Origin of the sequence: Bacteroides parvus, assembly GCF_017309675.2 — a bacterium.
GTDB lineage: Bacteria > Bacteroidota > Bacteroidia > Bacteroidales > Bacteroidaceae > Bacteroides > Bacteroides uniformis.
The window spans coordinates 4,054,198-4,080,106 of record NZ_CP084680.1 but is presented as its reverse complement, the minus strand read 5'-3'; the positions used below and the strand labels follow the sequence as shown (position 1 = coordinate 4,080,106).

The following is a 25,909-nucleotide window of genomic DNA, read 5'->3' as shown; positions in this document are numbered from 1 at the left end:
ACTTTTTTAGGAAGTTATTCAAGGCATTTGTCCAAGTCGCGGATGATTTGCTCTTTATCCATATTTTGTCCGATGAATACTATCTTCAGCATGCGGTCGCCGTATTGTTCGTCCCAGTCTCTTAGCAATCCCGGTTCTTGGCGCATCAGTTCTATCATGTCTTCTTCGGGAGCGGTGGCATACCATTGTCCGGCTTCAGTTATTTTCTTCTGTATACCTGCTTGTTCAAAGAGGAAGGACATGTCGCGGTTGTGGCTGAAGTAGCAGACACCCTTGGCGCGGATAACGCTGCGGGGCCATTTGGTAGCGACATAGTGGTCGAACTTATGAATGTCGAATGCAGGACGGCGGTAGTAGACAAATGTGCCAATACCGTATTCTTCTACTTCACCTCCTTCGTGATGGTGGTGATGACATTTCTCGTGATGATGTTCGCTTTCATGATGATGTTCATCTTCGTGATGGTGATGATGACCCTCTTCATGATGGTAATGCGCCTCTTTTTCCTCCTCTTCGCTTACTTGTTGCTCTATGCCACGAATCCATCCGGCAGAAGTTGCGGCACGCTCAAAGTTAAAGAGGTGGGTATGGATAATCTTATCCAGGTCTACATCTGCATAGTTGCACTCTATAATTTCGGCACCGGGTTGCAAGGTGCGGATAATCTGCTTGATACGTTTTAATTCTTCGGGCTGTACTTCTGCTGCTTTGTTCAGCAGGATAATATTGCAGAACTCAATCTGCTGAATGATGAGGTTTTCTATATCTTCTTCATCAATGCCTTTGCGTGTCAAATCATCTCCGCAAGAAAATTCACTTTGCAGACGTAAGGCGTCCACCACGGTGGTAATGCAGTCTAAGCGGCAAATACCGTATTTAGTATACGCTCCTCCCATATGAGGAATGGAGCAGAGTGTTTGGGCAATAGGCTCCGGTTCACAGATGCCACTCGCCTCAATCACTATGTAGTCGAAGCGTTGCATCTTCATGATTTCGAACATCTGCTCTATCAAGTCTGTCTTCAGCGTACAGCAGATACAACCATTCTGTAGAGCTACCAGACTTTCCTCTTTCTTTCCCACCACGCCACCTTTCTGTATAAGGTCTGCATCAATGTTCACCTCGCCTATGTCATTGACGATAACGGCAAACTTAATGCCACGTTTATTAGAAAGGATGTGATTTACCAACGTCGTTTTGCCACTACCCAGATAACCGGTCAACAGCAGTACGGGGATTTCTGTTGTATTCATAGTCATTTCTGTTATAGATTAAACTTTCTTGTATATTTATCTTTCTGCCTCTATGGTGTAGGTAAAGCTGTCTGCACGATAGTATCCTATATTGTATTCAATGGGAGTTCCATTGATATCATAAACAAATCTTTTCCTTATTAATATAGGGTCGCTGGATTTGATGTCCAGTTTTTCTGCGATATATTCTCCGGCCAACCGTGCGGATACTTCCTCTTTACTGGTTTTTACGATGATGTCATATTTATTTTCAAGTATTCCATAAAGAGGTTGGGTGAAGTCCTCATCACCGGTCAGTGGTATACTCGGATTGAAATAAGAGATGAAGGAGACAAAAGGGTATTCTTTATTACCGCGTACTCTTTCCAATACCATACATTTTGTTCCCTTTTCAGGGTCTATATTGAAAAAGGTACATATTTCTTCGGATGCTTTCTTAAAACTGACATGCAATTCGAAGTTTTTAATTTCGATACCTAGCATTTTCATTTCTTGTGAGAAGCTCAACCAGTTCTTTACTCCTCCTATAATACCTTTTTTTACAGCCTTTGTACCATGCCCTTTTTTTCTGACCAATAATCCCTCGAATACCAGTTTGTTGATTGCTTGGCGAAGTGTATTTCTCGATATGTTTAATTGTTCAGACAATAAAACCTCATTGGGAAGAAGTTTCCCATTTTTGTATTCCTCTGATTCTATAAGTTTTCTCAGCACTTCTTCTGCTTGAATGTGAAGAGGTTTTTCTGAGTTTGGGTCTAATTTCATGGTTATACTTTTTCTGTTATTTTTTTAATATTGCAAAGATAATTCTTTTTTTATCAAAAAAATATGAGAAGATTCTTTTATTTTATTTTTAAAGAGTATATATTTGCACAAAATACCAGTATGTTCATACATATAATAAAATCAAGTATATATAATTATGAGAAAAGTAAATTACGACAAGTTCCCTTCTACAAAGATTTCGGGAACGATTCTTCGGGGATGGAATGATATTCATACCTTACTGATGGAGTGCTTTAAGAGTAGAAAGGTACTGGCTGTTGAACTCTATGCAGGAGTGCGTGAAGATGAAGTTATAAATGAATTGAAATCGCTGTCACCTACCTTACTTATTAATACACGTGACTTGATGAAGCCGGAGAATGAGATTAAGGAAATGACAGAACGTTTTATGACAAAGGATGTTCTTTTTGGTTATGTGACGAACCTATCTCTGAAAGACTACTTTGATGCAGGTAAGCTGGAGGTAGCCCGGAAGCAGGTAGCGGCAAATGATAGAGTGATTGTGGTCGGTTCGGGTGCTGCTATGATAGCTCAGGCAGAAGCAACGCTGGTGTATGTTGATATGGCCCGTTGGGAGATACAACAGCGTTTTCGTGCTCACGAAGTAAAGGCTTTGGGAGTGGATAATCGTGAAGATGCTGTGTCTTTACAATATAAGAGAGGGTATTTTAATGATTGGAGAGTTCTTGATAAGTATAAGGAAGGCTTGTTTGATAAAGCCGATTTCTGGTTGGATACGCACATTGCAAACGATCCGAGAATGATTGATAGGGAGACTTTCTTTAAAGGAATAGAAGAAACAATTAAGACTCCTTTTCGCGTAGTGCCTTTCTTTGACCCGGCACCATGGGGCGGACAATGGATGAAAGAAGTGTGTGGATTAAATCCTGAAAAAGAAAATTATGGTTGGTGTTTCGATTGTGTGCCCGAAGAGAATAGTCTTTATTTTGAGGTGAACGGTGTACGTTTTGAATTGCCGTCGGTAGATTTGGTTTTGTTGAAATCTAGAGAGCTTTTAGGTGAACCGGTAGAAGCGCGTTTTGGTAAGGATTTCCCGATTCGTTTCGATTTTCTAGATACGGTAGGTGGTGGAAATTTGAGTGTACAAGTGCATCCTACCACACAGTTTATCCGTGAAAACTTTGGTATGTATTATACTCAGGACGAAAGCTATTATCTGCTGGATGCTAAAGAAGGAGCTTCGGTCTATCTTGGTTTGAAGAATGGTATTAATAAAGATGACATGATTCGTGATTTGCGTGAGGCTCAGAAAGGTGAAATCGTTTTCGATACAGAAAAGTATGTAAATAAACTGCCTGCTAAAAAACATGATCATTATTTGATTCCGGGAGGTACGGTGCATTGCTCAGGTTCGGAGGCACTTGTATTGGAAATCAGCTCAACACCCAATTTGTTTACATTCAAACTCTGGGATTGGCAACGTTTGGGGTTGGATGGCAAACCGCGCCCCATTAATGTGGAAAGAGGTAAAGAAGTAATAGACTGGAAACGTAATACGGAATATGTAAAAGAATATCTGGCAAATCATTTCACTCAGATTGCCGAAGGAGAAGGATGGAGCGAGGAGCGTACTGGATTACACCCGAATGAATTCATTGAAACACGCCGTCACTGGTTCTCCAAATCTGTTACACATCATACGAATAATAGTGTGAATGTACTGAATTTGGTGGAAGGTGAAGAAGTGGTTGTTGAAAGTCCGACAAACGCTTTTAAACCATTTGTGGTACATTATGCTGAAACCTTCATAGTTCCGGCAAGTGTGGGTGAATATACAATAACTCCTTGTGGCAAGTCTGTGGGAAAAGAGTGTGGAACCATCAAGGCTTATGTGAGGTTTTAACCGGAAAATGGTATTAATTAAATCTGATATAATATGTATAGACATGACCAACGTACAGTAATGACCTTGGATGCAGGAGGCACGAATTTCGTTTTTTCAGCTATCCGGGGAAATCAGAATATTGTGGAAACTATTTGTTTGCCAGCGGTTTCGGACAATTTGAATGGATGTCTGACTGTTTTGAAAAAAGGCTTTTCTGCAGTGAAAAGACAATTGGAAAATGAGCCGGTAGCTATCAGTTTTGCATTTCCTGGTCCAGCAGACTATAAGAATGGTGTGATAGGCGATTTACCGAACTTTCCGGTTTTTCGTGGAGGTGTGGCTTTGGGAGCTTTTCTGGAAGAAGAATTTGGTATTCCGGTATATATAAATAACGATGGTAACTTGTTTGCTTACGGTGAAGCGTTGGCCGGAATATTACCTTCCATTAATGAGGAACTTAAGGCTGCCGGTAATCCTAAACGTTATAAAAACTTGTTAGGCATTACGTTGGGAACCGGTTTTGGAGCGGGAGTGGTGATTGATAATTGTTTGCTGGCCGGTGATAACGGCTGTGGTGGTGATGTCTGGATTATGAGGAATAAAAAATATACCGACTTGATAGCCGAAGAAAGTGTCAGTATCCGTGCAGTACGCCGTGTGTACGGAGAACTGAGCGGTGAGGCGGTTGATAATCTGACTCCAAAGGATATATATGACATTGCCGAGGGCATACTCACGGGGAATCGTGAAGCGGCTGTGCGGAGTTTTGATGAATTAGGTGAAATGGCGGGTGCTGCCATTGTCAGTGCACTTCATATTGTAGATGGGATGGTGGTTATAGGAGGAGGAGTTGCCGGTGCAGCTAAATATATTCTGCCAGGTATGATGCGTGAAATGCGTCGTTCCATATCGACTTTCTCCGGACGGGATTTCGATTGTCTGCAGATGGAAGTTTGTAATTTGATGGAGCCGGACGAATATAAGAAGTTTTTAGAAGATACAAGTTCTTGGGTTGAGGTACCTTTTACTGACAAGAAAGTATCCTATGATTGTACTAAACGTATAGGGGTGGCGATTTCAACTTTGGGAGCAAACAAGGCTATTGCACTGGGAGCATATGCTTTTGCTTTACAACAGATAGACAAGAAGATATAAGGGTTAGTTTGCTTTTTAAGTAGATAAGATTGTTTTCACGGATAACAAAAAATAATAAGACTCATTATGAATATGAAAAAAATAATATCTTTTTTTATCGTTGCTTGTTGCGCTATGTGTGCAACTGCTGCAAAAGTGGTATGGCAAATTGGCGTTGCGGATAATTCCGGAACAGAACTGGCTTTGGGCCCTTCTGAGTATAAAAAGTTCCTGGCTCATGATTTTGGTTATGAAGATCGTTACTTTTTAGTGGGGACTTCTGTTGACAAAAATGATTTCCCTTATGTGTTGCCAGGGCCTGATGATACTTGGGGAGGTACATGGAGTACTTCCGGTTGGAGAACTCATGATGCAAATATATTGTTTGGCATTAAAAAATTGCCGAAACATGGCAAATGGAAATTGGTGGTAGACTTGGTGGATGCCAATCCGAGCCGTTCGGTGGTTAAAGTTATGGTGAATTCTGCCGAAAAGAAGTTTGAAATTAAAGGGCATTCGAAAGGAGTACTGGAGGGTAATCTTCAAGATGCCAAGGAACAAATTCTTGAATTTCCAATTTCAGCCGATGATTTGAAAAAAGGTGGAAATATGGTCACTGTTTCTGTTCTTGAAGGGGGCTGGATTGTTTTCGATCAGATACGTTTGGAAGGTGCTGACGAACTTGTTCTGGAAAAGAATAATGAATATGCTTTCTTGCGCAATGTGGCTCCGGCAGAATATGAAATGGAAATGGATGGAGCAAAAATACAGCCTTTATTGGTTGATGTAGAGCATCTATCCGGTAACCCGAAATTGAGTGTAAAATTAGACGGTATAGATGTTTTTTCTGCGCAGTTGGACACGGCACGTTATGTATTTGAAGTACCTATGCCTGCTGTGAAAAAAAGTAGAAAGAGTGAATATCAAGTGTTTGTAGATGGACAATTGCTGGAAAAGGGTATTATTATACGTTCTCCGCAAAAGATACAGACATTTGCCGACTATGTAGATACCAAAATAGGTACGGCACATTCTCGATGGATGATTGCACCGGGACCTTGGATGCCTTTCAGTATGGTGAAGCTGAGTCCGGACAATCAAAATATGGGCTGGCAGGCCGGTTATCAACCAACTTTTGAAACTTTGGGTTGTTTCAGTCATATCCATGAGTGGACAATGGGCGGATTAGGGTTAATGCCTACTAACGGCAAGTTGTTTACTCAGGTTGGCGATCAGTTCCGTCCAGATGAAGGTTACCGTTCGCGTATTGACAAGAGGACAGAAGAAGCTCCGTTAGGATATTATAAGGTCTTCTTGACCGATACAGAAATCTGGGCGGAGGTGACAGCTACAGAAAGAGCAAGTTTCCAGAAATATACCTTCCCGAAAGATAAAGATGGACGTGTAATGATTGACCTTCATGTGCAAGCTGAATATGATTATAATCTGCTGGATGTAGATATTAAGAAGGTAAGTGATTATAGAATTGAGGGACGCTCTCATCAGATTTCTCCTCGTCCTTATGTGTGGAGTAATGACGCTGATCAGGAATATGTAGTGAACTTCGTAATAGAGTTTGATGCACCGATTAAGAAAGTAGGTGGCTGGAAGAATAAGCAAATATTGGATGGAGGCCATATATTGGGTAAGAACTTGAAAGATGCAGGACTTTATGTCGAATTTGATACGAAAAAGCATCCGGTGGTGCAGGCTCGTGCCGGTATTTCGTTGGTGAGTATTTCAAATGCTTCTGAAAATCTGCAAAAGGAAATCTCTGATAGATTTGGTTGGGATTTTGATGCGGTAGTGCAAAATCAGAAAGATGTATGGAATGGTATTTTCAACCGTCTGGATATAACTACCTATGACCGTCTGGAGAAGGTGCGCTTTTACACTAATATGTATCGTGCACTTTGCCGAAATTTGTGGAGTGATGTGAATGGCGAATGGGTGTCTCCGGACGAAAAGGTACGTAAATTTACAAATCCTGAACATGTAGCTTTAGGATGTGATGCTTTTTGGAACACTTTCTGGAATTTGAATCAGTTCTGGAATTTAGTGACACCCGAATGGAGCTCCAAATGGGTGAACTCTCAGTTGGCATTGTACGATGCAAACGGGTGGTTGGCAAAAGGTCCTGCCGGAATGGAATATATTCCGGTAATGGTGGCCGAACACGAAATTCCACAGATGGTATCTACCTATCAGATGGGTATTCGTGATTATGATGTGGAAAAGGCATTTGAAGCCATGAAAAAAATGCAGACTACTCCAGCTACACATGTTGCAGGTGGTTTTGCCGGTAATCGCGATTTGGTGTCTTATATGAAATATAAATACGTACCTATTGAATTGGGACGTTTTTCTAATACATTGGAGTATTCTTACGATGATTGGACTGTGGGACAGATGGCGAAAGCATTAGGTAAATTCTCGGAATATGCTACATTCAATGATCGCGGATATTGGTGGAAAAATGCTATTAATCCGGAAAATGGATATGCTCACATGCGTGATTCGGTCGGTAACTTTATCCCTGATTTTGATGCATTTCAAACCGGACGTAATCACCACTATGTAGAAGGTAATTCTTGGCAGCTTAGCTACTTTGTGCCTCAGGATGTACCGGCCTTGATTGACATAATGGGAGAAAAATCATTTGTGGATCGTCTGAACTGGGGTTTTGAAGTAAGTGAACCTTGGAGATACAATGCTCCCAATGACCAATATTGGGATTATCCGGTGGTTCAGGGCAACCAGCAGTCCATGCATTTTGCTTTCTTGTTCAATTGGGCCAATAAACCTTGGCTGACACAAAAATGGTCCCGTTCCATTATTGATAGATATTATGGTTGTGGCGTTGCCAATGCCTATTTGGGTGACGAAGATCAGGGCCAGATGAGTGCTTGGTTTGTGATGGCGGCTTTGGGACTGTTTCAGACTGATGGCGGTTGCAGTGTCGAACCTATTTATGAAATTGCCAGTCCATTGTATGAGAAAGTGGTTATTGATTTGGGCAAACGCTATAATCGTGGTGAAACATTTACAATTGAGGCTAAAAATGTATCCAGAAAAAATAAGTACGTTCAGAGTGCCACTCTGAATGGTGAGAAGTTGGAACGTTTCTATTTCCCCGCTGCAGAATTGCTAAAAGGTGGAGAATTGATACTGGAAATGGGTGATAAACCGAATAAGTCATGGGGGATTGCTCCATGCTCGGAAAATAAATAATGTTAGTGTCTACCGTCTTAATAAATTAATATCATGAAACGACTTTGTTTTTTGGTGATATGTATGAGTATCATTATGGGGTGTTCAACAAGTACTTCAAGCACTAAAGCTTTGGTGGACTATGTAGACCCAAACATTGGAACTGCGCATTGTCGTTGGTTCTTTTATACACCGGCTGCTATTCCGTTTGGCATGGCAAAACTGGCTCCTTCTACCGATGCGCATTTGGGAAATCCCGGTGGTTGGCAAGCAGTGGGGTATGATTTTCGTCATACTTCCATCGAAGGCTTTGCCAATTTTCACGAGTTCCAGGTAGGCGGTGTCGTATTTGCACCGACTGTCGGAGAATTGCAGACAGTACCGGGTGAGTTGGAAAATCCGGATGGCGGTTATCGTTCACGTTTCGATAAGAAAGATGAAGTGGCAGCTCCCGGGTACTATTCTGTTTTGTTGAAGGACTATGGAGTAAAGGCTGAATTGACTGCTATGAAACGAGTGGGATTTCATCGTTATACCTATCCCAAAACAGAACAGGCAAACCTTATCTTCGATATAGGTAACAAGCAAGGAGAAAGTGGTGAGGTGAAAGATGCCGAAGTACAATATTTTGAAGATGGCCGGGTGGAAGGTTATGTAATCACTTCCCCCGTATATGTTAATATTTATCAGAAAGGGGCGGATGTACGTATGTATTTCTCGGCTGTTCTTAATAAGAAGCCGGTTCAGGTAGGTACTTTTGTAAAAGATGTGGTTAATCCGGGTAAACATCAGGAAAAAGGACCAGGCGCGGGTCTTTACATGACATTCTCTACAGAAGAACAAGAGGCTGTGGAAGTCAAAGTGGGCCTATCCTATACTTCCATAGAGAATGCTCGTTTCAACCGGGAAACCGAGGCTGCGGATGTTACCTTTGACCAAGCCAAGAAGAATGCAACAGATGTGTGGAATGAATCTCTGAGCAGGATTTATGTGGAAGGAGGGAAGGAAACTGATAAAGTGAAGTTTTACACCGGATTGTTCCATGCGCTTTTGGGACGTGGATTGGCTAGTGATGCAAATGGATATTATCCTAAAAATAATGGAACGGTCGGTCGTATTGCTCTTGATGAAGAAGGTAATCCGGTACATCAGCATTATAATACGGATGCCATTTGGGGTGGTTTCTGGAATCTGACGCAATTATGGTCATTGGCTTATCCCGAATATTATTCTGATTGGATAAAAAGTCAGTTGTTGGTTTATCAGGATACCGGTTGGTTGGGTGATGGAATCGCATGCAGTAAATATGTGTCTGGAGTAGGGACGAATTTTACTAGCTTGGCTATTGCTGCTGCATATAATTGCGGTATTCGTGATTTTGACGTAAAGCAGGGATATGAAGCTGCTTTGAAGAATGAAGTGGAATGGCGTGGAAGACTTGAAGGTGCAGGTAAGATGGATGTACGTCAGTTTGTGGAACGTGGATATTCTCCTTATGAAAAACGGTTTGATATGGTGACTCGTGAGGAAGGATCTGGGTTTGGTGCTTCACATACAATGGAATACAGTTTCAGTAGTTTTGCTGTGTCCCAATTTGCCAAACATTTGGGTAAAGAGGATGACTATAAGTTACTCTCTAATTTGTCGAATGGCTGGAAGAATCTTTATGATCCGGAGACCCGTTTGATTCGTCCCAAGGATACTAAAGGAAATTTTCTGGAAGATTTTAATCCATTGGCTCCTTGGAAGGGATTTCAAGAAGGAAATGCCGTGCAATATACATTTTATGTCCCTCACCAGATAGACGAATTGGTAGATTTGGTAGGGCAAGAAACGTTTAATAATCGTCTGGATAGTATCTTTTTGCTTTCACAGAAAAATATTTTTGGAGGTGGGAAAGAAGTGGATGCGTTTGCCGGATTGAAGACGGTGTATAATCATGGTAATCAGCCTAATTTGCATATTTCTTGGTTGTTTAACTTTTCGGGTAAACCATATCTGTCTCAAAAGTGGGTACGTGCTATTTTGGATGAGTTCTATGGCCTCGAAGGTATACATGGCTATGGTTATGGACAGGATGAGGATCAAGGACAATTGGGGGCTTGGTACGTAATGTCTGCATTGGGCTTATTTGATGTAAAGGGATTGACGGAGATTGATCCGAAATTCCAGATAGGTGCCCCTTTGTTTGACAAAATCACTGTCCGTTTGAATAAAGATTATTATCCGGGAGAGAAATTTGTAATCGAAGCTAAGAAGCAGGCGGTAGGTGATTGTTATTTGCAGGATATATCTTTGAACAACCGTCCGCAAGATACTGTACAATTGCCCTTTAGTGAGGTCGTAAAAGGAGGAAAATTGGTTTTAGGTTTGGGAGCTTCACCTAATGAGGAATTGACTCACTGAGAAATATGTTATGAAAAATAATCTGTTTTCCACTTCTATGGTTGTACTGCCGATAATATCGGCAGTACAACCTATTTGGGCCCAGAAAGTGTCCAATAAACCGTTGAATATTGTTTGTATTTTTACGGATGACCATGCTTTCCAGACCATAAGTGCTTACGGACATCCTATTTCAAAGTTGGCTCCGACACCTAACATTGATCGTTTGGCTGGGAATGGCATGCTTTTTACGCAATCTTTTGTAGAGAATTCCATTTCAGCTCCAAGCCGGGCGACCCTTTTAACGGGCTTGTATAGTCATCAGCACGGACAGACGAGGTTGGGGTGCTGTTTGAATCCACAGAAACAATGGTTTACTGAGCTGCTACAAAAAAAAGGATATGTAACTTCAGTCTTTGGAAAGTGGCATTTGAATGTTGAGCCGAAGGGGTTTGACCATTATGACATTCTTTTTGATCAGGGTGAATACTATAATCCCAAGTTCCGTCGTCCTGATACAAACGGAGAATATATAAAAGAAAAAGGATATGCTACCACGTTGATAACCGATCATGCCATAGAGTGGTTGGAGAAAAACATCTCCGATGAGAAGCCTTTCTGTGTCCTTGTAAATCACAAGGCACCTCATCGTAATTGGATGCCTGACTTTCCCAATATGCATTTATTTGAGGATGTGGATTTTCCGGAACCTGAAACGCTATTTGATGACTATACGACACGTGGTCCGCAGATGAAAACTCAGGAGCTGACAATTGATCGGCACATGGGATATGCGTTCGATTTTAAGGTGAGAGAATTGAAGAACGAACCTACATTGCAATATATTAGAGACAGTTGGCTGATGGCAATGGCTGAGATGGATAGCGAACAGCGTGCTACATGGGAAGCTATTTATGACAAGAAAAATGAAGAATTCCTGAAAAATCCTCCGGTTGGAAAGGATTTGCTTCGGTGGAAATATCAACGGTATGTAAAAGAGTATTGTCGGACTATCCGTTCGGTAGATGAACAAGTGGGCCGTTTGCTTGATTATTTGGAAGAAAAAGGAGTTCTGGATAATACAGTGATAGTTTATACCTCTGATCAAGGTTTTCTGTTGGGAGAGCATGGACTGTATGACAAGCGCTTTATGTATGAGGAGTCTTTCCGTACACCTCTGATTATTTCGTGCCCTTCTTTAGTCAAGAAACATTCGGTATGCAAAGAGCTGGTGCAGAATATTGATTTGGCACCGACTTTCCTGAGCCTTGCAGGAGTGGAGGTGCCGAAAGAGATGTCTGGGCGCTCTTTATTACCGTTGTTTAAAAATGGAAAGGCGGAAAATTGGCGAAATGAGTTATACTATCATTTTTACGATTATCCGGCAGTGGGTAGTGTACGCAAACATGATGGCATTCGCACTAAACGCTACAAATTGATTCATTGGCATGGAGAGGGTAGTGGGAATGATGAAGCTATTGACTTTTGGGAATTGTATGATTTGAAAAAAGATGTGATGGAGGTCAATAATGTATATGATAACCCGAAGTATGTAAAAGTACGGGAAGCACTGACTGTTCAATTGGAAAAACTGCGTAAAGACGTGGGAGTGACAGAATAGACATTTTATATAAAAATCCATGAAAATGAAAAAACAAAACTCTATAATGACAGCCTTTCCGGTACTTTTCGGTTTCTTTGTGATGGGCTTCTGTGATATTGTCGGTATTTCATCAGACTATGTTCAGCGTAGTTTTAACTGGTCACCTATGATGACCGGGTTTGTACCTTCAATGGTGTTTGTTTAGTTCTTGTTTTTAGGAATTCCGATAGGTAATCGGATGAATAAATGGGGACGTAAGAATACCGTACTTGTTAGTATGGTGATTACAATTGTAGGTATGATTCTGCCATTATTGGCGTATGATGGTGTAACTTGCATGGTGGCTTATGCCTTGTTGGGTATAGGAAATGCTATTTTACAAGTTTCTTTAAATCCGTTGCTTAATAATGTTATAACTAACAAAGCTTTCCTGACAAGTAGTTTGACAGTTGGGCAGGTAATAAAAGCGGCTTCTTCTTTAGTCGGTCCGGAGATTGTATTGCTGGCTGTCCATTATTGGGGGATGGATAAATGGTATTATTGCTTCCCCATTCTTGGCTTCATCACTTTATTGTCGACAGTTTGGCTGATTGCAACCCCTATTGAACGGGAAAGAAATGTTGTGTCGAACAGTGATCTTTCCATGAGGAATACGTTTGCTTTGCTGAAAGACCGGACTATTCTATTACTGTTTTTAGGAATTTTCTTTATTGTAGGCGTGGATGTGGCGACAAACTTTATTAGTTCGAAACTTATGTCTATCCGTTTTGGATGGTCTGATGAGCAAGTAAAATTTGCTCCTCAAGTCTATTTCCTCAGTCGTACGATTGGCGCTTTGTTAGGGGCGTTCTTATTGACCCGTATTGCAGAAATGAGGTACTTTCGTATAAATATTGTAGCTTGTGTTGTTTCGCTGCTAGTTTTAATAGGAGTGGAAAAGGATGTGGTGAATATAGTTTGTATTGGTGCAGTAGGCTTTTTTGCTTCATCAGTTTTCTCTATTATTTATTCAATGGCTTTGCAGGCGTGTCCGGAGAAGGCAAATCAGATTTCCGGTCTAATGATTACAGCTGTTGCCGGGGGGGGAGTGGTAACTCCAGTTGTCGGTTTTGCCATCGGTACTGTAGGTATTATCGGTGGTGTTGTGGTGACGTTGGCCTGCGTATTATATCTAACGTATTGCGCTTTTGGTATAAAAGTAACTTCTTGTGTAAAGTGATTCGTTTTTTGATACTATTAATACATCATCATTTTTATTTTTTAAGCGTCTTCGAAAACGAAGACGCTTTTTTGTGTTGTATGGTTTCTTTGGTATGATGATTTAATGAAAATATAATTTTATACCTTATAATTAATGTATGAACATTGAGGTGTGTTGTGTAATCATTTTGATAAATACGGGCTTTGCTGGGATGTTATTCTTTGAAATGTTTGTTTTTTAATATTGTAGTTAAAGATGTTTTTAAGAATAATTAGTTAATTATTAGTCGTTTAAGTTTTAATACGTATTCTTTTATAAATAATTTAGTGATAAATTAATTTAAGTTTAGTTTGACTTTTAATTTATTACATCTCATTTTTTTATAAAAAAAACTTTGTTTTACTTTTGCTTTTTGAATTTATTATATATATTTGCTGCATCTATATGTTCATACATATAATGAGGTTTGTTTTTGTTGAGACTACTTTATATGTTTAGCAGTTTTATTAAAAACTAATATTTTGTGGAATGAAAAAAATCATTACCGTTATTTTGTTATTAATGATGTTCATTACCGGATATGCACAACGTATTGTTGTGTATAAACAGTTGGATGAGAGCTTAATTAAAGTATCTGCCAGCAGCGAATTGAATAAAGGAACTATTTGTTCCGTAGTTAATGGAGATGGAATGCAGGGGTGCTATCATGTGGCTAATAACCTGGGACATGGCATGTGGTTGTCTGAAGTTTCTAAAAAGCCAGTTCGTTACAATAAGTCTACTCATGAAGGAGTTGTCTGGTTTTTGTGTGATTTTGGTAAAAGTAGAAAATGTCCTGAAGTAGATTTGATTCAGATATGGAACTATAATCAGAATGAGCATACTCGGCGTGGACTCAATAAGGTATATATAGAGTACTCAGAGGATGGGAATAAATGGCAATTACTAAAGAATGGTGATTTGGAATATTATTTAATTCCTGAATCGGTAGGACGTAATCCTGGATCCGTGGATTTTTCTTTGGATACTAAAGGTATAAAAGCACGTTATATATGCTTTACGGCTGCGTTGGATGGAGAAGGTAATCATTATGATCGTAAGAATCCGGTTGTGATACAGGAAGCTGCTGATATGCATCAGAATGTGGATTACTATGGTTTGAGCGAAATTCGTTTTTATAAAAAAACAGTGGTTTCAGTACAATCATTGGGAAAGCTTGATGATATTTCTTTTGTGGCTGGGCAAGGCTATCTAAAGAGTGCTGAAGGTCCTAAACGAGAATTCTTATTACGTTTTAATACTCCATTGTATGCTGGGGCTACCTTAACGTGTCAATTAGGTGATAAAATATGGAATGCTGAAATAGAGGCTTCAAAGACTGGGGTGGATGAGTACAAAGGATATTTCCCTGCTGGATATATGGAAGAGACCTCTTCTTTGGAGATAAAGGTGAATAGCCGTCAAGGTTGTGTGAAACGTAAATATGAAGTGCCAGGAGCAAGAAAGTGGACTGTTTGCTTTTTTCCGCATTCTCATTTGGATATCGGATATACACATCGCCAGGATGATGTGATGAAACTTCAATGGCGTAATTTGGAACGCGCACTCGATTTAGCTGAGCGTACTAAAGAATATCCGGAAGGTTCACGTTACTGTTGGAATACGGAGGCTACATGGGCAGTTGCTGCATATTTGAAAAAATATGCAGCAACTGAAAAGGCTGAACGTTTGAAGCAGGCCATTCGCGATGGTATTATTAATGTTGATATGTCTTTGGGAAGTATTTTGACTGGGATTAGCCGACAAGAAGAATTGATGCATATTTTTGATGATGCACATTGGATTAGTGATGAAGTGGGAGTAGAGCTGAATACTGCAATGATGAGTGATGTGCCTGGGCAAGCTTGGGGATTGGTCACTGCAATGGCTAAGAATGGAGTGAAATATTATTCACCCGGACCAAATTATGTACCTTTTTATGGGAGGATAGGAAATGACCGTGCTGCTGCTTTACATGTCAGATGGGGTGATAGACCTTTTTATTGGCAATCTCAATCAGGTACTGATAAAGTACTTGTATGGCAGGCAGGGCGCGGTTACTCATGGTTTCATGGCTGGTTGGCTAACCGTATCGGAGTTTGTGGACTTGAGCCAATCTGGGACTATTTAACAGAATTAGAAACTGAGGAGTTTCCATATCAAACTTGTTATTTACGTTATACAGTTCATGGTGATAACGGCCCTCCCGATCAATCAATGTCTGATGTAATCCGTGAGTGGAATGAACGTTATGAGTTTCCTCAATTCCGTATATCAACTGCCCGTGAGTTCTTTATGAAATTCGAAGAACAATATGGCGCTGAATTACCCGTCTTTGCTGGTGACATGACTCCCACTTGGGAAGACGGAGCGGCTTCTACTGCTTGTGAGACAGCAATGAATCGTACTACTGCTGCACGCTTGGCACAGACTGAAACTATTTGGAGTATGCTTCATAAAACAGACGCTTTCCCAGATAAAGCTTTTAAAGAAGCATGGAAAAATGTGATACTGTTTTCTGAGCACACTTGGGGGGCTTCTGCTAGTGGAACTGACCCGCATTCTAAATTTACAAAAGATTTGTGGGAAGGGAAAAAAGCTTATGCTGATAATGCAAGTAATCAGTCTCAAATATTATATAAACAGGCTTTAAGCCCATTGCATGTCGACAAAGGTGGGGATTTTGTACATGTGCTGAATACAAATCTTTGGAATCGTACGGATGTAGTGTTTTTGGATTCAATGGTCAATTTGAATGAAAAAGAATTGATAACCAGGACTGGTGAAAAAGTAGAGACACAGCGTCTGTATGATGGCCGTTGGGCTTTTGTTGCTGAAAATATACCAGCACTTTCTTCTGAGGTATATCAAATCGTCTCGAAGAAAAAGAGTTCAAGACGTTTCGTTTCCATGATTGCAGAGAATAAAATATTAAATAATGGAATTGTACGCGTTGAAATTGATGAGGTGAAAGGTACAATTAGTTCTTTCAAAAGAGTTGGTGACTCTTATGAATATGCTTCGAATAGCGGTTTGAATGATTATTTATATACTGGAAGATATGCTTCTGACCCACAGGGAATCGAACAGATATTAAATATAAGAGTGTTGGATGATGGAGCGGTTGCTGCTACACTGCGTATAGAGTCTAAAGCTCCAGGATGTAATACTTTATGGCGTGATGTGACAGTTTACAAAGGGATAGATAGGGTAGATATTTGTAATACGTTGGATAAGCAGGATATTTTAGATTTTGAAAATGTGCGTTTTGTTTTTCCATTCAATATTCAGCAACCTGAAATTACAATGGATCTTGCCATGAGTGAAATTCATCCTGAGCGTGAGCAACTGGAGGGAGTAAACAAACATTATTATTCATTGCAAAACGGATTGGCTGTGGGAGATTTGGAGCATGCAGTCTGCCTGACCACCGTTGATGCGCCTTTTGTTGAACTGGGTTCGCCCTCAGGGCTTGATTATCGCCTGAATCCCCGTCATGGATATGGCTGGTGGCAGTCTGCCAAGATATCGCCGATTGTCTATTCATGGGTAATGACGAATACATGGAGGACTAATTATAAAGCATCACAAGGAGGCACAGCGAAGTTTCGCTATTCTTTGCAGCCTTGTAATCCGCTTGACCTGAAATTGAAACAGCGAGGAGCTGAACGTGAGATGGAATTGGTGGCTGTAGCCAGTCGTTCTTCTCAGAATATAGAGCAGTTGTTTCGGTTGAAAGGACGCCATCGTATTGCATTATCCAGTATCAAACCTGCTGACGATGGAAAGGGGTATATTGTCTGCCTGCACAATATGGGTAAGCAGAGTGTTTGTTCATCATTTGTTTGGGGTAGTATAAGGCCGCGTGAAGTAAGTGTATGTGATTATCGTCAGAAGGCCTTAAGACCTTTTAATGACGAGATGTTTTGGATGAAGCCTTATGAATATATCATGTTGAAAGTAATAATAGAATAATCATCAAATTGCAATTTTAAATTTAATAAGTATGAAAAAGTTAGTGGTACAGAATCTTTTAAAGGTTTGGTTGTGTGCAATGGTGTCGTTCATGACAGTGACGTTGTATGCACAAGGGAACTCTTTTAAGGTATCGGGTACAGTAAAGGACAACACCGGTGAGCTGGTGATTGGCGCGACTGTCATTGATACCAAGACAAAAAATGGATGTGTGACGGACGTTGATGGAAACTTTTCTTTAGAGGTGACGCCAAATTCGTCGATTAAAGTAAGTTTTATTGGATATAAGTCACAGACGATTGCCATCAAGGCAGAACAGAAGGTTTATAATGTCATCCTTCAAAGTGACAATGTTTTGATTGATGAACTGGTAGTGGTAGGCTATGGAGTGAAAAAGAAACAGACATTGACCGGTGCTGTGTCTGCCGTAAACACGAAGGACATTGTTTCTACAAAAAATGAAAGTTTACAGAATATGCTGACTGGTAAGATTGCCGGTTTACGTGTGGTTCAAAATTCAAGTGAGCCGGGAGCTTTCAATACATCGATGGATATTCGTGGACTGGGGAATCCACTGGTGATAATTGATGGTATTCCTCGCGATAATATGGCACGCGTTGATCCGGAAGATGTTGAGAGTATTTCTGTTTTGAAGGATGCCTCTGCTTCTATCTATGGTGTACGTGCTGCCAATGGCGTAATTCTTATTACCACCAAAAAAGGTGCGCAAGGGAAACCGGAAATTAATTATTCGGGTAGCTTTACTTGGCAAATGCCTTCCAATTTCCCAGATTTGGTTACTTCACAAGAATGGATGACATTGGCTAATGAAAAGGGACGTCATAATGTAGATGGTGGAGGAGCTTCTTATTCTGATGAAGAAATAGCCGCTGCACAGACTACAGATTGGAAATCAGCAGTATTACGTGGTTCTGCGCCTCAGACACAACATTCCATCAATATTTCAGGTGGGACGGAACGTGTAAATTATTATGCGAGTGTTGGCTATCAAGCGCAACAAAGTTTCTTGCAGACAGATGATATGAATTACGATAAATGGACAATGCGTAGTAATCTTTCTGCCAATATTACTAAGAATCTGAAATTGGATGTTAATCTTTCAGGTTTGATGGATGAGCGTAATACACCGCATTATGGTGCTTATGATATTATTCGTGGTCTTTGGTTGATGCAGCCGATGGATCCCATTTATCAGGAGAATGGCGGTTTTACCCAGCCTTCAAACTCTACTTTGATGAATCCGGTGGCGATGATGGATAAGGATGTTGTAGGATATAAAACTTATAAGAGCAAATGGTTTCAGTCAAGTTTTTCATTGAGTTATGATGTACCTTGGGTAGAAGGATTGAAACTAAAGGGGTTATATAGTTACGATTATATAATGAATGATAATAAGGAGTTTGAAAATACTTGGAAATCATATCGAGATAATCAGGTATGGACACGTAATGATCCTCCTAAAGTAGGTCGTACATTCTATTCAAAAGATAATACTTTATGGCAAGTACAAGCTAATTACTCTCGTGAGTTTAATGGGCATAATATTGATGCGATGCTGCTATTTGAGGAATCGACTTATAAGGGGGATAACTTTAATGGTAAAAAGGAACTTTCTATTCCTATAGATCAAGTTTTTGCCGGAAATGCTGATAACCAGCAATTTGGACAGAGTACTGCTGCTTCTGCCTTGTTTGATAATGCCAATCAAGCATTGGTAGGGCGTGTAGCTTACGATTATAAGTCCAAATATCTTATTGAATTTGCTTTCCGTTATGAAGGTTCTTCAAAATTCCCTGCAAATTCACGTTGGGCTATGTTTCCTTCAGTGTCAGGGGGATGGCGTGTCTCTGAAGAAAAGTTTTGGAAAGAATCTTCTTTGAATTTCATTAATAACCTTAAAATACGTGCTTCTTGGGGTAAGATGGGTGACGATGGTGCTTTAGCGTATCAGTTCCTTAATGGTTATACGTATCCGGTAGGTGGGGCAGCATATGCGATGCCGGGTGGTGCCATTTTTGATGGCTCATTTGTCAATGCTTCTGCAACAAAGGGATTGGCTAATCAAAGCATCTCATGGATTGAAGCTAAAACTTTTGATATAGGTTTTGATTTGGAAGCATGGGATGGCCTATTGGGATTGACTGTTGATTATTTCCGACGTGATCGTGATGGATTACTGACCACTCGGGCAGCGAGTCTTCCGGGAGTAGTGGGAGCCGCATTGCCACAAGAGAATCTGAATGGAGATATGACCCGTGGATATGAAATAGAAATAAGCCACCGCAATACCATCAATGAGTTCAGTTATGAGATAAAAGGAAATTTTGCGTATGCCCGTTCAGAAAATAAACATGTGGAAGGTGCGCGGAAAGGTAATTCTTATTTGAATTGGAAACAAAATTCAAACGATCGTTTTACAGATCTTTGGTGGGGATATGGGGCCGGCGAACGTTTTACTTCATGGGATCAAATTTATTACAATTCTATTTATATAGGACGTGGTTCTGTACTCGGTGATTATAACTATGAGGATTGGAACGGTGATGGTTGGATTAATGAATTGGACGAACATCCTTTGACGAACACGGGAGACCGTCCTTTGATAAATTTTGGTTTGACGTTTAATGCAAGTTGGAAAGGTTTTGATGTAAGTCTGTTGTTGCAAGGAGCTGCCAAACGTCATATCTCTTATGATGAGTTGCTTTACAATCCATTGTGGGCTAATACAAATGCTTTGGATCAATTTATGGATCGTTGGCGTCCTGCTGATAGTCATGCAGATCCTTACGATCCGGCAACTAAATGGATTAGCGGTCATTATGCTTACACTGGTTCACTGCCGAACCGGAATTCAGAATTCAATATGCAAAATGCTGCTTATCTGCGTTTGAAAACAATTGAAGTGGGATATAGTCTTCCTAAATCATGGTTGACTAAAATTGGTGTACAAGGGCTGCGTGTTTATTTAAGCGGTTATAACTTGTTTACCATTACCGGATTGAAATATTGTGATCCTGAATTCCCGTCAGGAAATTATGGATATAACTATCCTTTAAATAAAACAGTTACTATTGGAGCAAATCTTAAATTTTAAATGAATATCAACATGAAAATTAAAAAATATATCTTCGCATTTGCATTATGCATGGGGTCATTGACTTCTTGTGTAGATCTGGACATCCCACCAATGAATATTGTTGGTGATAATGATATTTTTGGAAGTACGGCGGGGGTTACAAGCTATATGGCCCGTTTGTATAGTACGTTGCCTGTAGAAGATTTCCGCTATTCGCATGTAAACATGTTCTTTTCGGGAGGTTCTAATTTTGCGCAACCTTCTTGTTTGACTGGTGAAGCTATTAGCCGTGACACGAAGGGGGCAGAAGTTGAAACAGCAAACTATTGGGATGCTGCGTATGCCTTAATACGTGAAACGAACTATTTTATAGAAACACTTCCCAAATATGCTGATTCACATTCTGCTACTGAAATTGAAAGTTTGTTGGGCGAAGCGTATTTCATTCGTGCTTATACTTATTTTGCATTAGTTAAGCGTTATGGTGGTGTGCCTATTGTTAACACAGTAATTGATTATCCGGCTACAGTAAGCATTCCTGAAGCACAATTGTTCCGTGATTCGGAAGAGGCTGTCTGGGATTTTATTTCCAGTGATTTGGACTACGCTATTGCGCATTTGTCTGCAAAGAACCAAAAAGGACGTGCCAATAAATATGCAGCTGCAGCTTTTAAATCGCGTGCTATGCTTTATGCTGGAAGTATTGCCAAATATAATGATGTGAATGAAGTTTATAATGATGCGCGTATTTGCGGAATTCCAGCAAATCGTGCTGCCGATTATTTTAAACAGGCTTATGAAGCATCGAAGATTGTTGATGAAGGAGGTTATGCTCTTTACAAAGGGGACTGGGCAGCTAATAATAAGGATGCACAATATACTAATTTCGTGAATATTTTCTTGAAAGATACGGAAGAGAATATTTTCGTGAAATATTTTGATTATCCGGACTGTGTACATTCATATGATTGTTTTGCACAGCCTACGCAAACCTCTACCGGTGGTAGCAACACAGAAATTTGTCCTACATTGGATTTTGTAGAAATGTTTGAAGGTTTTGAGAAAGATGCCGATGGGCATTTTGCCAACATGAACACGGAAGGTTATTATAAATTGTATGAAACAACAATGGAACCTTTCAAGAATGCCGAACCTCGTTTGCGTGCTACTGTATTGCTGCCGGGTGACGAGTTTAAGGGTGAATCCATTGAAATCCGTCGTGGTATTTGGGTTGGAGAAGGTGATAAAATTTCTCCTCTTCTTCCTTCAGAAGATACCTATGGCTTTTATGATGATTATAGTGCTTACGCTAACGATGCGACGAGCTTGCTGAAATTGGCCAGTCGCGAATCGCAAAATACGGATGCTAATGCAATTCTGTTAAAGGATGGTACAATGATGAAGCGTGCAGGGAAAAGTGGTACAGTGAAGAATCAGGAGATAGGCTGTACGGTTTCCGGTTTCCTTATTCGTAAGTATTTGAATCCTGAACAGAAGAATACAACTTGGAATCAGTCTGTTACAGATTGGATTGACATCCGTTATGCAGAAGTATTGCTCAATCGTGCCGAGGCGGCTATGGAACTTGCAGCTGTGGGTAGTGTTACCGATGATGCCGGTAAGAATTATGTAGAGGAGGCTTTCCGCTGTGTGAATCTCATTCGTGAACGTGCTGGTGCTACGTTGCTTGCTTCTTCTGCAGAAACTTCAATTGATGTAGTGCGTATAGAGCGTCGTAAAGAGCTTGCTTTCGAAAATAAAACTTATTGGGATTTGAAGCGTTGGCGTATTATTGATGATGAACAGTCTACACGCAGATATCGCACTTTGCAGCCATTCTTTGCAGCAGATGCCATGAAGTATTTCATGGATATCAAGGAGCAGGAATATGGATATACTTATACTTATGATACACGTAATTATTATCAGCAGATTCCGACTGGTGAAATCACCAAGAATCCGAATTGTAAACAAAATCCAGGTTATTAATTATAAGAAACGAAACATTCAATTATGAAAAAGTTAACATATATTTTGTTGTCCTTATGCTTATTGGTAAATTTTACCTCTTGCGATGTGGATAATTATGGAGAACCTGAAGAAACTTTCCGTGGTGCTTTTATTGATAAGGAAACTAAAGAACCTTTCCAAACAGCTATTGGTAATACCGGCATTCGTATCCGTATGATGGAGTATAGCTGGAGTGATACTCCGGAACCTTATGATTTTAATTGTATGCAGGATGGTACTTTCCAGAATACCAAAATATTTGCAGGCAATTATGGTATTATTCCTGAAGGTGCTTTTGTACCATTGGATGAAGAGATTATTGATATAAAAGGTACTGTAGAGAAAACTTATGAGATTGAGCCGCTGTTGCGCGTGAAATGGGTAGGCGAACCTCAGGTCAATGCAGATGGTACTGTGGAGGTGAAGGTTATAATTACTCGTGGTACAAATAATCCGGATTACCAACAACCGCTTACCGAAGCTTGGCTATTTGTGAGCGAAACGAGTTATGTCGGAGATTTCAGCTTTAGTCCGCGTTTTTCTACTCAGTTGTTAGGGGCAGCTTTAACCGATGTTTTAGGTAAAGAAATTACTATTAAGACAAAAGGACAATTCCCTGATTATTCGCGTAAATTCTTTTTGCGTGTAGGTGCTCGTACTACAAAAAGTTTTAGCGGTACTAATCGTTATAACTATACGACAATTAAAGAAGTCACAACTATAGCACGTAATTAGTAATAACCTGGATGAGAGTGTATTGGCCCCTTGATAAGCACATTGCTTGGTTTGGGGTTTGTACACTCTCATCTCTTTTATAGATATCAATATGAAACAGTTCTTTTTTATTTTTATGGTAATTACCCTTATGTTACCTCAGTTCGTTTCTGCAAAAAGGGGAAACAATAGTTCACAACTTACTGTTATTTCTTATAATATGCGGTACGGTACGGCAGAGGATGGTGTTAATGCGTGGGAATTCAGAAAGCCAGCTACTATAAAAATGATTAAAAAGCATAAGCCCGATATTTTGGGAGTTCAGGAAGCTTTGGATTTTCAGCTGGCGTTTATTCTTGAAAATTGCACGAACTATGAGGCTGTAGGTGTCGGACGCATTGATGGTAAACATGGCGGAGAGCATGCTTCAATAATGTATAATAAGAGAAAAATAGAATTGTTGGAGTGGGGAAATTTTTGGCTTTCTTCAACTCCTGACATTCCTTCTATAGGATGGGATGCTGCATGTACCCGTACTGCTACATGGGCGCTTTTAAAGGATAAAAAAACAAAGGAGAAGTTTTATTACGTTAATACTCATTTGGACCATGTCGGCAAAGTGGCACGAAAGGAAGGTTTGAAACTCATCTTAGAAAAGATACAAAAGATTAATCTTGATAATTTTCCATTAATTTTGACTGGAGACTTTAATATGGATAACATGGATCCTTCCATACAAGAACTGAATGAAAAAATGACAGATGCTAGAAGCTCTGCTAAAAAAACGGATTCTTTTGGTACTTTCAATGGTTGGGGGACCCGTAGTTCTATTATAGATTATATTTATTATAAAGGGTTTAAAATGTGTACGGAATACATTACAATTCGAGAAAAATATGCGGGAAAATCTTTTATTTCTGATCACTATCCGATTAAGGGGGTACTAAAGTTTTAATTATGTGAAAAATCATGATGTATTCCGGTTTTCTCACGATGTGTTTGCTAATGGAGGGTTGTTAGAATTATGGATGAGTCCGAAACCGAATAAAAAACGGGGGGAAGGACAAGGAAATTCTTAATATGTTAGCTCCTGCTGACTAGGTTACTATTATGAAGAAAGGCGAAGAGGTTTGCAACTCCCTTCGCCTTTCTTCATAATAACTATGGCTTTAGTCCTTACAGAATCCCTTGTGCCATCATAGCCTTTGCCACCTTCATAAATCCGGCCACATTGGCACCCTTCACGTAATTTACATAACCGTCGGCTTCCGTACCATATTGCACGCAAGCTTCGTGAATGTTCTTCATGATGCTCTTCAGTTTCTCGTCCACTTCCTCTGCACTCCAGCTCAACTTGATGGAGTTCTGAGTCATTTCGAGACCAGATACTGATACACCGCCAGCATTGGCTGCCTTACCCGGAGCATACAGAATCTTTGCATCCTGGAATACTTTGATGGCTTCCGGTGTAGAGGGCATGTTGGCGCCTTCGGATACTGCCATTACCCCATTAGCTATCAACTGACGGGCATGGTCGCCATTCAATTCATTCTGAGTGGCAGAAGGCAAAGCGATATCAGCCTTTTCGCCCCAAGGCTTGGCTCCTTCCACATATTTCACACCCGGATATTGTTCAGCATATTCGCGGATACGTCCACGATAGAGGTTTTTCAGCTCCATGATGTAATCCAACTTTTCGCGGTCAATGCCGTCCGGATCGTATACATAACCGTCAGAATCAGACATGGTCAATACCTTGCCACCCAATTCCAATACTTTCTCGGCCGTATATTGAGCTACGTTACCGGAACCGGAAATCAGACAAGTTTTGCCTTTCAGGTCAGTACCCTTAGTCTTCAACATTTCCATCAAGAAGTAGATGTTACCGTAGCCGGTAGCTTCCGGACGAATCAGCGAACCGCCGAACTCACGGCCCTTACCGGTGAAAGTACCCGTAAATTCATGAGCCAGCTTCTTATACATACCGAACATGAAACCTACTTCGCGACCACCTACACCGATATCACCGGCAGGTACGTCTGTTTCAGGACCGATATGACGCCACAACTCCAGCATGAAAGCCTGAACGAAACGCATGACCTCAGCATTCGACTTGCCGCGCGGAGAGAAGTCCGAACCGCCTTTACCGCCACCCATAGGCAGAGTTGTCAATGAGTTTTTAAATGTCTGCTCGAAAGCAAGGAATTTCAGGATGCTCAGGTTTACAGAAGCATGGAAACGAACACCGCCTTTATATGGGCCGATAGCGTTGTTGTGCTGCACACGATAGCCCATGTTGGTTTGTACGTTACCTTTATCGTCTACCCAAGTAACACGGAATTGGTAAACGCGATCGGGGATGCAAAGACGTTCAATCAGATTGGCTTTGTCAAACTCCGGATGCTTGTTATACTCTTCTTCAATCGTAGAAAGAACTTCTTCTACTGCTTGATGATACTCCGGTTCGTTGGGGAACCGTCTTTTCAGGTCTTCTAATACCTTAGCTGCATTCATAATCTATTTCTTTTATTGGTTGCTACTATATGTTACCTAAAACAATTCGATTTTCGGTTTGTTTCCTTTTCCTCTCATTGCGGTTGCAAAAGTACACATAAAAATGAGACGAGCAAACATTTTATAAAGAAAATGCGGTATA

General features: G+C 40.4%; 13 protein-coding genes and 1 pseudogene. 11 read left to right on the top strand and 3 right to left on the bottom strand.

Annotated features, from left to right (window positions below):
* Nucleotides 1-14: 14 nt before the first annotated feature.
* Nucleotides 15-1,253, bottom strand: coding sequence for a GTP-binding protein (locus JXR92_RS16770; protein WP_117600499.1), 1,239 nt, complete (start codon nucleotides 1,251-1,253; stop codon nucleotides 15-17).
* A gap of 36 nt (nucleotides 1,254-1,289) precedes the next feature.
* Complete coding sequence (locus tag JXR92_RS16765; RefSeq protein WP_117600498.1) at nucleotides 1,290-2,018, bottom strand: GntR family transcriptional regulator; 729 nt, start codon at nucleotides 2,016-2,018, stop codon at nucleotides 1,290-1,292.
* 157 nt (nucleotides 2,019-2,175) lie between these two features.
* On the opposite strand from JXR92_RS16765, the gene JXR92_RS16760 reads away from it, so the two are divergent.
* From JXR92_RS16760 to JXR92_RS16710, 11 genes and pseudogenes are all read left to right on the top strand, one after another.
* Nucleotides 2,176-3,903: a class I mannose-6-phosphate isomerase gene (locus JXR92_RS16760; protein WP_117600497.1), complete on the top strand. Its 1,728-nt coding sequence runs from the start codon at nucleotides 2,176-2,178 to the stop codon at nucleotides 3,901-3,903.
* A gap of 33 nt (nucleotides 3,904-3,936) precedes the next feature.
* Nucleotides 3,937-5,040, top strand: coding sequence for an ROK family protein (locus JXR92_RS16755; RefSeq protein WP_117600496.1), 1,104 nt, complete (start codon nucleotides 3,937-3,939; stop codon nucleotides 5,038-5,040).
* Nucleotides 5,041-5,112: 72 nt separating this feature from the next.
* Nucleotides 5,113-8,250, top strand: a complete 3,138-nt coding sequence (locus JXR92_RS16750) for a GH92 family glycosyl hydrolase (protein WP_226791213.1) — start codon at nucleotides 5,113-5,115, stop codon at nucleotides 8,248-8,250.
* A gap of 33 nt (nucleotides 8,251-8,283) precedes the next feature.
* Nucleotides 8,284-10,635: a GH92 family glycosyl hydrolase gene (locus JXR92_RS16745; protein WP_138345826.1), complete on the top strand. Its 2,352-nt coding sequence runs from the start codon at nucleotides 8,284-8,286 to the stop codon at nucleotides 10,633-10,635.
* Between the two features lie 10 nt (nucleotides 10,636-10,645).
* Complete coding sequence (locus JXR92_RS16740; RefSeq protein WP_138345828.1) at nucleotides 10,646-12,235, top strand: sulfatase family protein; 1,590 nt, start codon at nucleotides 10,646-10,648, stop codon at nucleotides 12,233-12,235.
* A gap of 25 nt (nucleotides 12,236-12,260) precedes the next feature.
* Nucleotides 12,261-13,436, top strand: a pseudogene (locus tag JXR92_RS16735) (MFS transporter).
* Nucleotides 13,437-13,946: 510 nt separating this feature from the next.
* A complete protein-coding gene (locus tag JXR92_RS16730) occupies nucleotides 13,947-17,432 on the top strand; it encodes a glycoside hydrolase family 38 N-terminal domain-containing protein (protein WP_138345830.1) in 3,486 nt (1,161 codons plus the stop codon).
* A 31-nt stretch (nucleotides 17,433-17,463) separates the two neighbouring features.
* Nucleotides 17,464-20,547: a SusC/RagA family TonB-linked outer membrane protein gene (locus JXR92_RS16725; protein ID WP_117600491.1), complete on the top strand. Its 3,084-nt coding sequence runs from the start codon at nucleotides 17,464-17,466 to the stop codon at nucleotides 20,545-20,547.
* A 12-nt stretch (nucleotides 20,548-20,559) separates the two neighbouring features.
* The gene (locus JXR92_RS16720; RefSeq protein ID WP_226791211.1) at nucleotides 20,560-22,518 is read left to right on the top strand and encodes a RagB/SusD family nutrient uptake outer membrane protein; all 1,959 of its coding nucleotides are present in this window, start codon (nucleotides 20,560-20,562) and stop codon (nucleotides 22,516-22,518) included.
* Between the two features lie 24 nt (nucleotides 22,519-22,542).
* Entirely contained in the window at nucleotides 22,543-23,274 is a 732-nt protein-coding gene (locus JXR92_RS16715; protein ID WP_117600489.1) for a DUF3823 domain-containing protein, read from the top strand.
* A gap of 91 nt (nucleotides 23,275-23,365) precedes the next feature.
* A complete protein-coding gene (locus JXR92_RS16710) occupies nucleotides 23,366-24,208 on the top strand; it encodes an endonuclease/exonuclease/phosphatase family protein (RefSeq protein WP_117600488.1) in 843 nt (280 codons plus the stop codon).
* A 221-nt stretch (nucleotides 24,209-24,429) separates the two neighbouring features.
* Here the strand turns inward: JXR92_RS16710 and JXR92_RS16705 are convergent, their stop codons facing one another.
* Nucleotides 24,430-25,767: an NADP-specific glutamate dehydrogenase gene (locus JXR92_RS16705; RefSeq protein WP_009038033.1), complete on the bottom strand. Its 1,338-nt coding sequence runs from the start codon at nucleotides 25,765-25,767 to the stop codon at nucleotides 24,430-24,432.
* Nucleotides 25,768-25,909 lie beyond the last annotated feature (142 nt).

What these genes read in the sequence shown, in the direction of transcription:
- JXR92_RS16760 (WP_117600497.1), top strand. Translation starts at nt 2,176, where the DNA reads ATGAGAAAAGTAAATTACGACAAGTTCCCTTCTACAAAGATTTCGGGA.
- JXR92_RS16770 (WP_117600499.1), bottom strand. Translation starts at nt 1,253, where the DNA reads ATGAATACAACAGAAATCCCCGTACTGCTGTTGACCGGTTATCTGGGT.
- JXR92_RS16745 (WP_138345826.1), top strand. Translation starts at nt 8,284, where the DNA reads ATGAAACGACTTTGTTTTTTGGTGATATGTATGAGTATCATTATGGGG.
- JXR92_RS16740 (WP_138345828.1), top strand. Translation starts at nt 10,646, where the DNA reads ATGAAAAATAATCTGTTTTCCACTTCTATGGTTGTACTGCCGATAATA.
- JXR92_RS16725 (WP_117600491.1), top strand. Translation starts at nt 17,464, where the DNA reads ATGAAAAAGTTAGTGGTACAGAATCTTTTAAAGGTTTGGTTGTGTGCA.
- JXR92_RS16705 (WP_009038033.1), bottom strand. Translation starts at nt 25,767, where the DNA reads ATGAATGCAGCTAAGGTATTAGAAGACCTGAAAAGACGGTTCCCCAAC.
- JXR92_RS16730 (WP_138345830.1), top strand. Translation starts at nt 13,947, where the DNA reads ATGAAAAAAATCATTACCGTTATTTTGTTATTAATGATGTTCATTACC.
- JXR92_RS16750 (WP_226791213.1), top strand. Translation starts at nt 5,113, where the DNA reads ATGAAAAAAATAATATCTTTTTTTATCGTTGCTTGTTGCGCTATGTGT.
- JXR92_RS16710 (WP_117600488.1), top strand. Translation starts at nt 23,366, where the DNA reads ATGAAACAGTTCTTTTTTATTTTTATGGTAATTACCCTTATGTTACCT.
- JXR92_RS16715 (WP_117600489.1), top strand. Translation starts at nt 22,543, where the DNA reads ATGAAAAAGTTAACATATATTTTGTTGTCCTTATGCTTATTGGTAAAT.
- JXR92_RS16755 (WP_117600496.1), top strand. Translation starts at nt 3,937, where the DNA reads ATGTATAGACATGACCAACGTACAGTAATGACCTTGGATGCAGGAGGC.
- JXR92_RS16765 (WP_117600498.1), bottom strand. Translation starts at nt 2,018, where the DNA reads ATGAAATTAGACCCAAACTCAGAAAAACCTCTTCACATTCAAGCAGAA.
- JXR92_RS16720 (WP_226791211.1), top strand. Translation starts at nt 20,560, where the DNA reads ATGAAAATTAAAAAATATATCTTCGCATTTGCATTATGCATGGGGTCA.